Source organism: Arthrobacter sp. NPDC058127 (genome assembly GCF_042884555.1).
Taxonomy (GTDB): domain Bacteria; phylum Actinomycetota; class Actinomycetes; order Actinomycetales; family Micrococcaceae; genus Arthrobacter.
The window spans coordinates 155,720-170,192 of record NZ_JBHVTT010000010.1; the positions used below are offsets into that span (position 1 = coordinate 155,720).

At 65.4% G+C, this 14,473-nt stretch carries 16 protein-coding genes; 11 read left to right on the plus strand and 5 right to left on the minus strand.

Annotation, left to right across the window (positions count from 1 at the left end; all coding sequences use genetic code 11):
• The first annotated feature begins 7 nt into the window (after positions 1–7).
• Positions 8–694: a GntR family transcriptional regulator gene (locus ACFVTG_RS14800; protein ID WP_284750968.1), complete on the plus strand. Its 687-nt coding sequence runs from the start codon at positions 8–10 to the stop codon at positions 692–694.
• Between the two features lie 26 nt (positions 695–720).
• Here ACFVTG_RS14800 and ACFVTG_RS14805 read toward each other — a convergent pair whose 3' ends face one another.
• Positions 721–1,338 (minus strand): hypothetical protein, encoded by a 618-nt coding sequence (locus ACFVTG_RS14805; RefSeq protein WP_390281548.1) that lies wholly within the window; start codon positions 1,336–1,338, stop codon positions 721–723.
• A 146-nt stretch (positions 1,339–1,484) separates the two neighbouring features.
• A complete protein-coding gene (locus ACFVTG_RS14810) occupies positions 1,485–1,934 on the minus strand; it encodes a DUF5997 family protein (RefSeq protein WP_284750966.1) in 450 nt (149 codons plus the stop codon).
• A gap of 133 nt (positions 1,935–2,067) precedes the next feature.
• Between ACFVTG_RS14810 and ACFVTG_RS14815 the strand changes: the two genes are divergently transcribed.
• Genes ACFVTG_RS14815 through ACFVTG_RS14830 form a run of 4 tightly spaced genes read left to right on the plus strand, consistent with a single transcriptional unit; the run spans position 2,068 to position 5,360 of the window.
• On the plus strand, positions 2,068–2,871 hold the full coding sequence (locus ACFVTG_RS14815; protein ID WP_390281550.1) for an ABC transporter permease: 804 nt from the start codon (positions 2,068–2,070) through the stop codon (positions 2,869–2,871).
• On the plus strand, positions 2,868–3,932 hold the full coding sequence (locus ACFVTG_RS14820) for a sulfate/molybdate ABC transporter ATP-binding protein (protein WP_390281552.1): 1,065 nt from the start codon (positions 2,868–2,870) through the stop codon (positions 3,930–3,932). Before ACFVTG_RS14815 ends, ACFVTG_RS14820 begins: the two co-directional genes overlap by 4 nt.
• Before the next feature lie 48 nt (positions 3,933–3,980).
• Entirely contained in the window at positions 3,981–4,736 is a 756-nt protein-coding gene (locus ACFVTG_RS14825; protein WP_390281554.1) for a LysR family transcriptional regulator substrate-binding protein, read from the plus strand.
• 3 nt (positions 4,737–4,739) lie between these two features.
• Positions 4,740–5,360 carry a LacI family DNA-binding transcriptional regulator gene (locus ACFVTG_RS14830; RefSeq protein ID WP_284750963.1) on the plus strand — a complete coding sequence of 207 codons (621 nt, stop codon included), beginning with the start codon at positions 4,740–4,742 and terminating at the stop codon, positions 5,358–5,360.
• Positions 5,361–5,450: 90 nt separating this feature from the next.
• On the opposite strand, the gene ACFVTG_RS14835 is transcribed toward ACFVTG_RS14830, so the two are convergent.
• Entirely contained in the window at positions 5,451–6,950 is a 1,500-nt protein-coding gene (locus tag ACFVTG_RS14835; protein ID WP_284750962.1) for a SulP family inorganic anion transporter, read from the minus strand.
• Between the two features lie 6 nt (positions 6,951–6,956).
• The gene (locus ACFVTG_RS14840; protein WP_059388901.1) at positions 6,957–8,060 is read right to left on the minus strand and encodes a GTP pyrophosphokinase family protein; all 1,104 of its coding nucleotides are present in this window, start codon (positions 8,058–8,060) and stop codon (positions 6,957–6,959) included.
• Positions 8,061–8,248: 188 nt separating this feature from the next.
• Here ACFVTG_RS14840 and ACFVTG_RS14845 point away from each other — a divergent pair, with 188 nt between their 5' ends.
• From ACFVTG_RS14845 to ACFVTG_RS14860, 4 genes are all read left to right on the plus strand, one after another.
• The gene (locus ACFVTG_RS14845; RefSeq protein WP_284750961.1) at positions 8,249–9,061 is read left to right on the plus strand and encodes an alpha/beta hydrolase; all 813 of its coding nucleotides are present in this window, start codon (positions 8,249–8,251) and stop codon (positions 9,059–9,061) included.
• Positions 9,062–9,130: 69 nt separating this feature from the next.
• On the plus strand, positions 9,131–10,099 hold the full coding sequence (locus ACFVTG_RS14850; RefSeq protein WP_284750960.1) for a carbohydrate kinase: 969 nt from the start codon (positions 9,131–9,133) through the stop codon (positions 10,097–10,099).
• Positions 10,096–10,620, plus strand: coding sequence for a YbhB/YbcL family Raf kinase inhibitor-like protein (locus ACFVTG_RS14855; RefSeq protein WP_390281557.1), 525 nt, complete (start codon positions 10,096–10,098; stop codon positions 10,618–10,620). Before ACFVTG_RS14850 ends, ACFVTG_RS14855 begins: the two co-directional genes overlap by 4 nt.
• A gap of 47 nt (positions 10,621–10,667) precedes the next feature.
• On the plus strand, positions 10,668–11,477 hold the full coding sequence (locus tag ACFVTG_RS14860) for an HAD family hydrolase (RefSeq protein WP_284750958.1): 810 nt from the start codon (positions 10,668–10,670) through the stop codon (positions 11,475–11,477).
• 29 nt (positions 11,478–11,506) lie between these two features.
• On the opposite strand, the gene ACFVTG_RS14865 is transcribed toward ACFVTG_RS14860, so the two are convergent.
• Positions 11,507–12,781: a response regulator transcription factor family protein gene (locus ACFVTG_RS14865; RefSeq protein ID WP_284750957.1), complete on the minus strand. Its 1,275-nt coding sequence runs from the start codon at positions 12,779–12,781 to the stop codon at positions 11,507–11,509.
• Positions 12,782–12,920: 139 nt separating this feature from the next.
• Between ACFVTG_RS14865 and hxlB the strand changes: the two genes are divergently transcribed.
• Positions 12,921–13,574 carry a 6-phospho-3-hexuloisomerase gene (gene hxlB, locus ACFVTG_RS14870; RefSeq protein WP_390281562.1) on the plus strand — a complete coding sequence of 218 codons (654 nt, stop codon included), beginning with the start codon at positions 12,921–12,923 and terminating at the stop codon, positions 13,572–13,574.
• Between the two features lie 54 nt (positions 13,575–13,628).
• On the plus strand, positions 13,629–14,252 hold the full coding sequence (gene hxlA, locus ACFVTG_RS14875; RefSeq protein ID WP_284750955.1) for a 3-hexulose-6-phosphate synthase: 624 nt from the start codon (positions 13,629–13,631) through the stop codon (positions 14,250–14,252).
• The last annotated feature ends 221 nt before the right edge of the window (positions 14,253–14,473 follow it).

The window sequence follows — 14,473 nt, forward strand, 5'->3', positions numbered from 1 at the left end:
TTGGGACATGCCCATGAACGCAGCGCTTCAAGGAATCGCCGACGCCGGCCACGCCACCCACGCCCACACTGGAGCGTGGGTTGCCGCCCAGCTTCGCCAGCGCATCTCCGATGGCCTGTTGCCGCCCGGGACGAAGCTCTCCGAGCAAGCTTTGTCCGAGGCGCTCGGCGTATCCCGGAACACCCTGAGGGAGGCCTTCACCGTCCTGGCGGGTGAATCCGTGGTCCAGCGCATCCCCAACCGCGGCGTGTTCGTAGCCGCTCCCGGAGCGGACGACGTCCGCGAAATCTACCGGGTGCGCCGCTTGATCGAGCCGGCGGCCGTGTTGTGGGGCGATGTCCCGGCGGGAGCCCTAGACGCCATGGACGTCATCGTCGACAAAGCCCGGGCCGCCCTCGCGGAAGGATCCGTGGCCGGCATGGCGGACGCCAACCAGGAACTGCATAAGGCCCTGGTGTCGTTGTCCGGAAGCGCCTCCCTGGACGCATTGATGGAGAAAGTGCTTGCCGAGATGCGATTGGTCTTCCACGCCATGGCCACCACCCCCGACTTCCACGGGCATTACGTTGAACGCAACGCCGCCTTGGTTGCCCAGATCCGCAACGGGGAGCGCGAAGAGGCCGCAGCCGAATTGCGCCGCTACCTCGACGGTGCCGAGCACGAACTCCTGGTGCACATCGGGGCAATTCCATAAGGCGCACGAAACAGGCGCGAGGCGGCCTACGGCGCGGAAGCACCCGCCGCTGCTTCGGCTTCGGCCATCGCGGTGTCCAACTGCTGGACCGCGCGGGCATAGTCCGTCCCCGCAGTGAGACGGCAGCGTTGGGCTTCCTGCAGTGCACGGACCAAGGCGGCGGTCTGCGGAACGTTGACGTCGCTCATGCCGGGGAAGTCGATGCCCTTGGCGGGATCCAGTTCATACCTTTGCCAGCGGGCCAGGAGGGCGTCGTGACGGGCTGCCGCTTCCGTGAAACCGCTGCGGTTTTGACGTATCTGCTCCAGTTTCCGGCCGACGGCAAAGGCGGCAACCGCGGCAGCTAGGCCGAGGAAGAGCATCAAGAGCCCGACGGCGGGGGAGGCCAACGCGGGGATGAGGACTGCGGGGACAATCACCACGAGTCCGGCGAAGATGTTCCAGAAGGTGGCGTCCGGCTCTTTGACGAGGTCCCGGTCGCGGTGGCCGAGGGGCCCCTGGAAGGCGAGGCGGCCGCCGTCGGGGGCTCCGTGGATGACCGCTTTTCGGACGGTGTCGACCGTAAAGGCCACTGCGCAGATGAGCAAAACCGCCCACAGCCCGATCTCCCAGAACGTCAGCTGGATTCCAGTTGTGGCGGGCAATCGGACCACCTCCACGCGAATGCGCACCCCTTTGAAATCAGTATGCGCCGAGGAAGCCCTGGAGGCGAGAGCCCGATTTGCTCCTCAACGCAGGAAGGCAGGACACCCCGGGGTGTCCTGCCTTCCTGCGGAAGTCCGGCTGGAGCTTAAGCGTGGTCCCGCTTGGATGCCTTGGGCGCGTCCCGCTTGGCAGCGGCGTTTGTCTTGGCGTCCTTCGTGGCTTCCTTCTTGGCAGCTTCTTCCTTGATGCGCTTTGCCTCGGAGCGCACGGCTGCGTGCGTGGCGCGCTCGACGACGAGCCACTGCGGGGGAGCTGCGAGCAGTTCGGTGATTTCCGCCGTCGTCAGGGGATCCGTGATTCCGCCGCGGGCGAGGCCGCTGATGGAGATATTCAGCTTCTGTGCCACCACGGGACGCGGGTGCGGACCCGTGCGGCGTAGCTCGGCGAGCCACTCCGGGGCGTTGGCCTGGAGCTCGGCGAAATCGGCGCGGGTGATTTCCGAATCCTGGAACTCCTGGGGTGTTGCAGGCAGGTAGATGCCAAGTTTCTTGGCAACGGTGGCCGGCTTCATGGACTGGGAGTTTGCAGAGGTCATGGTTCAAGGGTATCCGCCCCCACAGGGAAGTGGCACAGCCGCTGTTCTAGGATGAATCCATGCCGCACATAAGAGTCGCCGGGGCCGCCCGGAAAGTCCCGGTGACGCAAGCCCCGGCGTACCGCAAGCCTTGATGAACTTCAGCGGGATTCCACGGTGGGTCTATGGCCTTGCGGCAGTGGGCGGCCTGTTCGTCTTGTTGCCGCTGGCTGCCATGGTCGCAAAGGTCAATTGGGCGCAGTTCATCCCGCTGGTGACCTCCGATTCCTCGCTGACGGCCCTGGGGCTGAGCCTCCGTACCTCCGCCGCGAGCACCGCGCTCTGCGTTGTCTTGGGCATACCCTTGGCCCTCGTCCTTGCCCGCCGGCCCTTCCGCGGGCAGCGGCTCCTCCGCGCTTTCGTCCTCCTGCCCCTGGTGTTGCCGCCGGTGGTGGGCGGCATTGCGCTGCTCTACACGTTCGGGCGGCAGGGTCTTTTGGGGAAGAGCCTTGAGCTCGCGGGCATCCAGATCGCTTTTTCGACGACGGCGGTGGTCCTCGCCCAGACGTTCGTGGCCCTGCCGTTCCTGGTAGTCAGCCTCGAAGGCGCCTTGCGGACGGCCGGCAACCGCTACGAAGCCGTTGCCGCGACGCTCGGCGCCCGCCCCACCACCATCCTGCGGCGTGTGACCGTACCTATGGTTTTCCCAGGGCTCGCGTCCGGGGCGGTGCTGTCCTTTGCCCGCAGCCTGGGCGAGTTCGGGGCCACGCTGACTTTCGCGGGGAGCCTGCAAGGTGTCACTCGGACCTTGCCGCTGGAAATCTACCTGCAGCGCGAGACCGACGCGGACGCCGCCGTCGCGCTTTCACTGGTTCTCGTCGCGGTGGCTGTGATCGTCGTCGGCCTGTCTTACCGGCGTCCGCACCGCGCGGACATTCCCGCGGAGGCCGCCGCGTGAGTTTCCACATTGACGCCACCGTTCGGGCCCGCAACCTCGACGTGTCATTGAGCCTTGGGCAAGCGGAAACCGTGGCGATCCTCGGACCCAACGGGGCCGGAAAATCGACGCTCCTGTCCGTCGCGGCGGGACTCGTACGCCCGGATGCCGGCTCTGCCCGCCTCGGGGACCAGGTTCTCTTCAACCTCGACGGCGGCAGCCGGGTATGGACCCCTCCTCACCTTCGCGGTACGGCGCTGTTGGCGCAGGAACCGCTGCTTTTCCCGCACCTGAGTGTCCTCGACAACGTGGCTTTCGGCCCGCGCAGCGCAGGCGCTTCCCGGGCGGAATCACGCGAAACCGCGCGGCACTGGCTAGCTGAAGTCGACGTCATGGAGTTCTCCGGGCGGAAGCCCGGGCAGCTGTCCGGGGGGCAAGCCCAGCGTGTTGCGGTGGCCCGCGCGCTGGCGGCAAGTCCCGAGTTGCTGCTTCTTGACGAACCGATGTCCGCACTGGACATCCACGCCGCTCCGCACTTGCGCCGGCTCCTGAAACGCGTCCTGTCCGGGCGTCGGGCCCTGATCATTACCCACGACGTCTTGGATGCGCTCATGCTCGCGGACCGCGTAATCGTCATGGACAAGGGCAGGATTGTGGAGGAAGGGGCAACCCGCGAGGTCTTCCGGCGTCCACGAAGCCAATTCGCCGCTGGCCTGGCCGGGGTGAACCTCATGGCGGGCACCGTCACGGAGGACGGACTCAGGACCTCCGCCACCGCGGAGCTGCCCAGCTTGCATGTTGCGGGACACCTCGATGACGAAGCGGAACCGGGCGAGCCCGGCGTCGCGGCCTTCCCGCCGTCGGCCGTTTCCATCTTCCTGGATGCCGCCCACGGAAGCCCGCGCAACTCGTTCCCCGTTGCGATCACGGATCTTGAACCGCACGGGGACCACATCAGGGTCCGGGCTGGCGATCTGGCAGCGGACATCACGCCCTCCGCGTCCGCCGAGCTGGGACTGGAACCCGGCTCGCGCGTCTACTTTGTGGTCAAGGCCACGGCGGTCCAGGTGTACGCGGCGTAGCTTGGGCCGGCGCTGCGTTGGCTACCGCCCGCGCGGTACTGTGAACTGGTGCCATCCGATCAAGAATCCCTGCCCGCCGTCGGCGTCCCCGGCGCCTCCGACGCTGAAACCAGCGGCCCCCAGGGGCTGACTTTCGCCTACGTCGCCGGCGTGACGCCCGGGAAATGGATCCGGCGCTGGGAAGAACGCATGCCCGATGTTCCGCTGCACTCGTTCATGTCCGACGACGGCGCGCAGCTGGAGGTCCTGCGCGACGGTTCCGCGGATCTCAGCTTTGTCCGCTTGCCCGTGGATCGCGATGGACTCCACGTCATTCCGCTCTACGAAGAGCAGCCCGTAGTGGTGGCCCCGAAGGGCCACGAAATCTCGGTGTTCGAAGAGGTGGCGCTGGAGGATCTCGCAGAGGAGAACTTCCTGGATGTCACCGCAATGGGCGGGCCGGAGATGGCCATGCAGGTGGTGGCCTCGGGTGCCGGCGTCGTGATCCTGCCGATGTCCGTGGCCCGGCATTTCAACGTCAAGGATACGGTAGCGCGGCGCCTGACCGGGGCCGAAGGGACGCAGATCGCCCTTGCCTGGCCGAGCGACTCCTCGAGCGAGGTCATCGAGGAATTCATTGGCATTGTCCGGGGCCGAACCGCGCAGAGTTCGCGGCAGCCTTCGGCGCAGCAAGAGAAGCCCAAGAGGGCACCCAAGCCGGACCGGCGCGGGACCGGTGCCAAAAAGCCTGCAGTGGCTCAGCGCTATGCCCCGAACCCGGACAAGGGCAGGGGCAAGGGCTCCCGCAAGAAAGGAAAGCGCTAGGCCATGGGACTTGGAGCCAAGCCGACCATCCGGGACGTCGCCAAAAGCGCCGGCGTTTCCCTCACCACCGTGTCCTACGTCTTGTCCGGGCGCCTTGGTGGCACCACCCGCATCAGCGAAGCAACACAAGAGCGTGTCCAAGCCGCGGCCAAGGAACTGGGTTACGTACCCAATCAGGCCGCCCGCGGAATGCGCCGCGGCAAGACCGACCTCGTGGCGATCGCCATCGGCGACCTTGAGTGGCCGTGGGACCGGGCCTTGGCGACGGCGGCGGCACGCATTTTGCCCCAGCATGGCTACCAGCCCGTGATCCTCATCGGCGAGGGATGGCGGCGGTTCATGCTCTCCGGCGGTGCCGACGGCGCCATTATCGGGGCTCTTCCACCCGGCACCCTCCTTGACCTCACAGTGGGGGAGCTGGCCCGGCGCGGAGTAGCCCAGGTCATCATTTCGGACACGATGCAGCCTGCCGGGTTCGATGTCCTGGCCCCTGGATCCGCGGGCGGGACTCCGGAACCGGAAGCCCTCGAAGGAGCCATCACGTTGCTTCTGGACCGGCTCGCCGGACGCACCATTGGCGCGGGAACCACCAAGGCCGCGCCTTGGGAGTTCAAGACTCCGTAGCTTTCCCGAGCCCAACTGACTCGCGTTTGTTGTCGTTTTGGCGGCTCATAACGACAACAACTGCGAGTGAGTTGGGTGGGCCGGGGGACGTTAGCCTGCGTTGAGCTTGCCTGCCAGCCGTTCTCGCATCCGGACGCTCGCCGCGTTGAGGCCGATGAGCTCCACCTCGCGGCCGTGCCTGCGGTATTTCTCGGTCACGGAATCCAGTACGGCAACGGTGGAAGCATCCCAGATGTGCGAGGCATGCAGGTCGATGACCACGTGGTCGATTCCCTCCGAGGAATCCTTCGCATAGTCGAACTGCGTGTAGAGGTCATTGGACGAGGCGAAGAACAACTCGCCGTCCACCGTGTAGCTCGCCACGGTCCGGCCGTTGAGCTCGAGTTCGCTCCGCTCCACAGTGGCGAAATGGGCCACTCGCCTCGCAAACAGCACCATGGCCGTCAGAACGCCCGCTCCTACCCCGATGGCCAGGTTGTGCGTGGCCACCACCACGGCCACCGTCACGAGCATGACGCCGGTCTCGGACTTCGGCAGTCGCTTGAGCGTCGTGGGCCGGATCGAATGCCAGTCAAAGGTGATGAGGGATACGAAGATCATCACGGCCACCAAAGCGGCCATCGGAATCATGCCCACCACGTCCCCGAGCGCCACCACAAGGACCAACAGGAACGCTCCGGCCAGGAACGTCGACAGCCGGCTGCGGGCACCCGAACCCTTGACGTTGATCATGGTCTGGCCAATCACGGCGCAGCCGCCCAAGCCACCCAGGAAACCGGTGACGATGTTGGCGATGCCTTGGCCCCAAGAAACACGGGTTTTGTTGGAGCGGGTATCCGTGATGTCATCCACGAGCTTGGCCGTCAAGAGGGACTCCAGGAGGCCCACCAGCGCCATGGACAAAGCAAACGGTGCAATCGTCTGGAAGGTCTCCCAGGTCAAAGGAACATTGGGCAGGAAGAAACCGGGAAGACTGTTGGGAAGTTCGCCCTTGTCATGCACCGTAGGAACATTGATTCCGGCCAGTACCGTGACGATTGTGAGGGCGACGACCGCCACTAAAGGCGCGGGCACCGCCGTCGTGATTCTGGGCAAACCGAAGACGATCAGCAGCCCGACGGCCACAATCGGATAGACCATCCAGGGAACGCCTAGGAGTTCAGGCAGCTGCGCCATGAACACCAGGATGGCCAAGGCATTCACGAACCCGATCATCACCGAACGCGGAATGAAGCGCATCAGCCGCGTGACGCCCAGGACCGCCAGGACGATTTGGAAGATGCCTGCCAGGATCACCGTGGCAATCAGGTAGTTGAGCCCGTGGTCCTTCATGACTGGTGCGATCACGAGTGCGACGGCGCCGGTGGCCGCGGAGATCATGGCTGATCGGCCGCCGACGATCGCGGTGGTGACTCCCATGGTGAAGGACGCGAAAAGCCCGATCCGTGGATCCACGCCGGCGATTACGGAGAACGCGATGGCCTCCGGAATGAGGGCAAGCGCCACCACCAAGCCGGCCAATGCTTCCGTCTTGAGCCTGCGTGGTGAGCGCAGCGTGAAACGGAGGGACTGGAGCTGCTCGGGTGTCATGGGTCCTTAGCTGTTGGTCAGGCGGTACCGCTCAATCTGTTTGAGGCGCCGCTGGAGGCTGTCCCGCCGGGGGTGGGGGACGACATCGGGCGCCTCGGCGGTGAGGTCGATGTGTTCAGTGCCGTACTGCCACAGCAGGAGGTCATCCAGGAGGCGGTCCGGTCCAGGGGAGTAACGGTGGTCCAGGGCCTTGCGGACCTCGGTGATCCGGTTGGCACTGAGGAGTCCGGCGAGTTCCACGGTCTTGTTCAGTCCGTGGGCCGCAAGAAGCTCCGCGGCCCAACCCCAGTCGTCATCAACTTTACGGTCAACGTGCGGAAGCAGCGTCCGCCAAACGTCACGCACACGATTGGGCGTGAGGGGCATGGAACCTTCACCGTCGAGGTCCCAGTAACCGCGGACTTCCTCGTAGCGTTCGTGGAGGTCGGCAAAGGCGCTCTCCACGGTTTCGAGCATTGCCGCTGTGGCGGTGAACTGGCGGTCGAAATGCGGCGTCCATGCGCGCGGATCCTCGGCCTTGAAGCGGATGTCGTGTTCGATCTCGCTCCAGGCGTGCGCGAAAACCGTGCGGATCTGGCACTCGAAGAAGTAGCTGCCATTCGGGGGGATGTCCGGATTGAAGACTTGCTGGTAGGCCTTCACGGACTCGTTCTGGATGGTGCGGAGGATAAGGTGGCGGCTCGAATATCCGTAGGTGCCGGACTCTATGGAGCCGATGTCCTTCTCAAGGTCGCCGCGGCAATCGAAAAGTTGGCGCTGGCGCTTGATCAAGTTGGCAACCGCGGCGTTCTCGGCCGGAAGCTTGGTGATGACGCGCAGCCCCACCATGTCGTTCAGGGTCCGGAACGGGTCCGGGAACTTCAGCACCCGCGGGCCGCCCTCCAAGGGCACCTCGGTACGGGAAATCTTCTCCCGGAAAGACTCGACCGTCTTGGTGCGTCCCGTGACGAAGAGCGGCACGGACTCGCTGTTCTTGAGCATGTCCCGCAGGGTCAACAGGACGTCGCGGGTAACGAGTTTCAGGGCAGGCCGGACCCGTTCGTAGAGCTCCACATTCGCCTGTACTGATTCGCGCAGCTGAGGATCCAAGCTGTCCCAATTGCTAGCCATGCCTCCAGCTTACGGTGGAGGGCCGACAGTGAAGCGGAGCAGGAGCCTCTGGTGCTACCGGTGCGCCACCTGGAAGCAGGAGGGTACGCTCGGGCAGTGCCTTGAGGAAGGCTCCGCGTTGATCCTCAAACCATTGCTCCCGCTCCGCGGCGCTCCTCCGCGATAGGCTCGGCACAAAGGAGGACACGATGAAGCGGCACAAGTACTACTACGGCCAGCACTCCAGCCAATGGGGCGAGCTGTTCGTACCAGACAATTCGCTGCAGCCACACCGCAGCAGACCCGACGGAGTGGTGGTGGTGATCCATGGAGGCTATTGGCGCTCCCAGTACGGCGCGGAACTCGGTGAGCCGATTGCCCGGGACCTCGCTGCGCATGGAATAGCCGCCTGGAACCTCGAGTACCGGAGGGCAGGAAACGGAGGCGGCTGGCCGCATACGTTCGAAGATGTCCTCGATGGGATCGACCACCTGGGCGAGATTGCCGGCAAGCATGAACTCAATCTGAACAAAGTGGTGGCGCTGGGACACTCCGCGGGCGGCCATCTCGCGGTCTGGGCAGCGGGACGGGAAAAGCTCTCCAAGATCGGCGCCCCGGACGCCGACCGGCAGCTCCATCGGCATGAAAACGGCGCGGCAGTGCGGCTGACCGGCGTCGTGAGCCAATCTGGTCTGCTGAATTTGGCTGACGCCGAGCGGCTCAACCTGAGCAACGGCGCGGTCGACAACCTCATGGGTGGCGACTCGGTGAGATACCCCAAACGGCATATCTATGCGGACCCCATGAGGTCCCTGCCTATCCCCGTTCCGGTCTTCGCAGTCCACGCTGCATCGGACGAGGATGTCCCTTGCAGCCAGTCCGAGGCCTACGTTGCCGCAGCCACCGCTTCCGGGGGCGCGGCCCAGTTCCTCAAGGTGCCCGGCGACCACTACGACCTGATCGACCCCAGGGCGGTCGCGTACAAGAAGTGCCGGGAGTTGGTGCAGCGGCTGCTGGGGTGACGGTTTGCAGGCAAAGTCACCAGCTGTCATCGAGAGACGCGCACCACATCCGCGTGGCAGAGTTGTCCCATGCTGACAGTCATAGGTGAAGCGCTGGTTGATGTCGTCCAGCGTTCCTCGGGAATCGACGCCCACGTGGGCGGCAGTCCGCTCAACGTTGCCGTGGGTCTGGCCAGACTGGACCACGCGGTCCAGTTCATTGGCCGCTTCGGCAAGGACGCCTACGGGGAATCGATCGCTGCCCATCTGCGCTCCAGTTCCGTCATGGTCCCGCTGCCGCCGGATGAGAGTCCCACGAGCGTGGCCACCGCTTTGATCGACGACGACGGCGCTGCCAGCTACACCTTCGACCTCGCCTGGGAGCTCCCCGGCCTCGCCGCGCGCTTGCCTTTCATGCTTCAGGGGACATCGCTCCTGCACACGGGCTCGATTGCCACCATGTTGGAGCCGGGCGCGGCTGAGGTCCTTGCCGCCGTCGAGCATGCCCATCCGAACGCGACTGTGAGCTTCGATCCCAACTGCCGGCCCAGCATCATCAAGGATCGAGAATTTGCGCGGGCTCAGGTGGAGCGTTTCGTGGCGCTTGCCGACGTGGTCAAGGCATCCGACGAGGACCTTGAGTGGCTCTATCCCGGCGTCGATGTCTTGGAATCGGCCAGACGCTGGCTGGGCCTGGGCGGCAGCGGGGGACCCGCCGTCGTGGTGGTCACGCGAGGCGCGGCCGGCCCTTGGGGCGTCACCGCCGCGGGCGAGGCCCAGGTGGACGCACCAAAGGTAGAGGTGGCGGATACGGTGGGCGCGGGCGATTCCTTCATGGCCGCGCTCCTCTCGGGGATCGTTGACCACGGGCTGGCGGGGGCCCAGAACCGCGACGAGCTGCATGCCATGCCCGCCGAAGTGCTCGAAGGAATCCTCAACCATGCGGCGCGCGCCGCGGCGATCACGGTCTCCCGGCCAGGCGCGAACCCGCCGACCCGCGCGGAACTTAACGCCCTGGGCGTCCCGGAGTCCGGTGCAAGTGTCGAAAGGCAGTCATGAGCTACGCCGACCTCCCACGTGTCCCCTCCTTCGATGTCACAAGCGCCTCGCTCAAGGACGGTGACGCACTCAGCAGCGCCCAGACCAGCAAGCGCTTCGGCGTCGCAGGCGGCAAGGACGAATCCCCGCAATTGAGCTGGAACGGAGCCCCCGAGGGCACCAAAGGTTACGTCGTCACCGTCTTCGACCCCGATGCCCCCAGGGCCGGAGGCTACTGGCACTGGGCCCTGGTCAACATTCCCGCCGGTACGGGCTCCTTGCCGGCCGGCGCCGGCGTTCCGGGCGGTGCGCATTTGCCGACCGGCGCGTTTCAGCTAAAGAACGACGCCGGGTTCCCCGGTTATCTGGGCGCCGCGCCTCCGCCTGGGCATGGCCCGCACCGCTACATCGTGGCGGTGCACGCCGTCGACGTCGAAGAACTGGGCCTCGACGCCGGTGCCTCTACGGAAGCCCTCGTCCGCAAGCTGGCTTCTCACACGCTGGCCCGGGCCGTCATCACGGGCCATTTCGAACAGCGTTAGCTCCAGGGGCTAAGTCGACGGCGGCCGCCCCCACGTAGACTGACATAATGCGGCTCGTAGCAAGTGACATTGACGGCACCATCCTTGGACATGACGGCAAGATCAGCAGCCGCACCATCCGCGCTTTCCATGCCTGCCGTGACGCGGGCATTGAGGTGGTGTTCGTAACCGGGCGGCCGCCGCGCTGGCTCTACCCGCTCCGCGAGCAGATCGGCCACAGCGGCATCGTTATTTGCTCCAACGGGGCAGTGGTGTGGGATCTTGAAGCTGACAAGCTGATTTCGGCGAATGCCTTGAGCATCGAGTCTGTGCTTGAGGCCCGCCGGATCATCAAACAGCTCAGGCCCGACGCCCTGTTCGCGGCCGAAACCCTTACCGGATTCCATCTCGAACCCGGGTTCATCGAGAACGAGACCAGCGAGCTCCTGGCCGAGTTCACTCCCGCTTGGCTGGACGAAACGCTGACCGCGGACGACGCCGTGGTGAAGTTCCTTGCCGTGACCCGCAGCGGCACTCCGGATGATTTCCTCGCAAAGGTGCAGCCCGCCGTCGCGCATCTCGTGGAGACCACCCACTCGGCGCCGCGGACCGCACTCCTGGAAATGTCGGCGCCCGGTATCAACAAAGCCGTCACACTCGCCGAATATGCGGCATCCCGGGGCATCGACGCCGCCGATGTGGTGGCTTTCGGCGACATGCCCAACGACGTCGAGATGCTGCGCTGGGCGGGCGACGGTTATGCGATGGCCAGCGGCCATCCGGAGGCGATCAGCGCAGCCGGCCAGCAGGCGCCCCATTTCGACGACGACGGCGTGGCCCAGATCCTCGAGGCAAAGCTCGCTTCCCTGCGGGTTTAGGGAGCCCCGCACCGGGCCGCCGTGCACGGCTAGTTCGGCGCCCGCAGTCCGTGGCTGTGCGCCAAGGCAATCGCCTCTGTTCGTGAGCCCACGCCGAGCTTCCTGAAGATATTCCTGACATGGAATTTAACCGTGTTTTCGCTGATGTGCAGCTTGGCCGAGATGCTCCTGTTGCGCTGGCCGGCAGCGAGCAGCTGGAGGACTTCGATTTCGCGTTCCGCCAAGCCCCATCCCCCGATGTCGCCCACGGGAGCCGTCGGGGGATCCAGCGGCAGGACCACTTGCACGTCAGCCCCCCAGCCGGCCATGACCTCGATGTTCATGCGACCATCGAGCGCCGACACCCTGCTGTTGAGCCGGGAAATGTTGGGCGAATCCGCCGTCAGTTCGCCAAGGCCGTCGTCGCGAACGTTGACGAGGAGGTTCACTCCGTCGCAATCCCACTGCACACGCACCCGGCGGACCTCGGGCTGCTCAACGATGGCAAGCACCAGCCCCCGCACGATCGCCCGGGCGGCGTGGGCCACTTCGCCGGGCAGTGCGCGTCCGTTGACCGGTGGCTCGATGAACTGGATATCGAGTCCACTGAAATGCATGAGCGGTCGCAAGTCCTCCCGCAGCCGTTCGAAGGCCTTGGCCACCGGCTCTTCGACGAGGTCCGTTGTTCGGTCGCTGAGCGTCCGAAGATTGACCAGCGAGGTAGCGGCCAGGTCCGTGACGGTTTTTCTGGCAGTGGCGTCGTCGAGGGCGCTCGATCGCAACGCCGCCAAAAGTGTCTCCAGGGTGGTGGAATGCCTGTCCACGAGTTCGGCCGTGACACGGAGCCGCTCGGCTGACGCAGCGCGGGATTCCAAGAGGTACGACGGCGGCGCGTCCGCCACCTTCTCCTGGATGCGCCGGGCTGTCAGCTGCCAGAGGTAGTCAAGCATCCGCAGCGCCGACTCGCGCTCCAACGGTTCTTCGGGCAGGACCGGCACGGTGAGGGTCAGCAGTGCGTTGGTCTCGGACGTCAAAGCGAGAACGGGCCGCTGCTCGCCGGCGATGGTCGCTTCACCTTGCCACGCCTCGCTTTCCTTGACCCGGGCCCGCAATTGATCAAGCTCCGGAATGGAGACGCGGCTGATGATCCCCTCTGCCCCCGCCTTCTTCTGGGGCCGGCCCGTGCAATCCTCGGTGAAGATGACCAGCGCGCTGCTGCCCACGTACGGAAGGGTTGCTTCACGGAGCCGCTCGGCGATGCTCGTGAGCGGAGCGTTGGCCAGCTCGGCCACGGCCTCCAGCAATGTCCATGTGCTTGAAGTCATTCCGCCACCTTAGCCGTTTCGGACACGCGCACACTACCCAAACGGATGGTTAAGACTGCCCGTGCTCAGTGTTACTCCTATCCGTTCAATCCGGAACGATTGATTCAAACGGAACATCCACCTGAGCAGGAGGCAACGCATGACCACCACCGCAGAGGCCGCCGAGGCCACATCAGACCAAGATCGCGTCCTGGCGAGCGGCGCCCAGGATGTCGACCTAAGCCCGGATGTCGAGCTAAGCCTGGCCCTCGTGGGCAGCGAGATCGCGGAAACAGCCGCTGAAGTCGACCTCGGGCAGCTCTCCCGCCTGGCTGCGGAAGTCCAGATCGCGGGGAGCTCGGCCACCGGCCGGATCTTTGTTGCAGGAGCTGGCCGCAGCGGCCTTGTCCTGCGGATGGCTGCGATGCGGCTGATGCACCTCGGCTTCGACGTGCACATCGCGGGGGATACCACGACGCCGGCCATCCGCTCGGGCGACCTCCTGCTGCTAGCCTCGGGCTCCGGGACGACCTCCGGCGTCGTGCGAGCCGCCGAGACAGCCTCCAAAGCCGGCGCCAGGATCGCCGTGTACACCACGAACGCCACGTCCCCGCTCGCGGAACTGGCCGACGTCGTCGTCATCATTCCTGCCGCGCAGAAGACAGACCACGGTTCCACGCTGTCGCGTCAATACTCAGGCAGCCTGTTCGAGCAGGTGCTCTTCCTCGCTGCCGAAGCAGTCTTCCAGACCCTGTGGGACAACGACGCAACCCCGGCCGAGGAACTCTGGCTCCGCCACGCCAACCTCGAATAGCCCCTGATTTCCACCGCAACAACACCTCAACCCACAACGAAAGTGATTCCCTCCATGAAGCTGCAAGTCGCCATCGACGTCCTCACCACCGAAGCCGCCCTCGAGATCGCCGGCAAGGTCGCCGAATACGTGGACATCATCGAACTCGGCACCCCGCTCGTGAAAAGCGAAGGGCTGTCCGCCGTGACCGCCATCAAGGAAGCCCACCCGGACAAGATCGTGTTCGCCGATCTCAAGACCATGGATGCCGGTGAACTCGAAGCCGACATCGCATTCAAGGCCGGCGCAGACCTCGTCTCCGTGCTTGGCGGCGCCGATGACTCCACCATCGCCGGTGCTGTCAAGGCAGCCAAGGACCACAACAAGGGCATCGTGGTGGACCTGATCGGCGTGGCTGACAAAGTGACCCGTGCCAAGGAAGCCCGGGCCCTCGGTGCCAAGTTCATCGAGTTCCATGCCGGCCTCGACGAGCAGGCAAAGCCGGGCTACAACCTGGATGTCCTGCTGAGCGCCGGTGAGGAAGCCCGCGTGCCGTTCTCCGTGGCTGGCGGCGTGAACCTGTCCACCATCGGAGCGGTCCAGCGCGCTGGAGCGGATGTCGCCGTCGTCGGTGGTTCCATCTACGGTGCGGACGACCCCGCACTGGCCGCGAAGCAACTTCGCGCCGCCATCATCTAGGGCTCTTTTCCAGCCGGGCGGTCCCAACTGACTCGCACTTAATGTCGTTTTCAGGCCTCTAAACGACAACAATTGCTAGTTAGACGATATGAAGTGAGGGCCTTCGTTCCCTGCCCGTCCGGACCTCGGGCCATTGTCGCCGGGCGGCCGCGCAGCGCCGGCCTGGCATGAGGGGTATCCCTGGTGCCGGGGGCGGCGCTGCGGGGCTTGTGGCCCGGCGG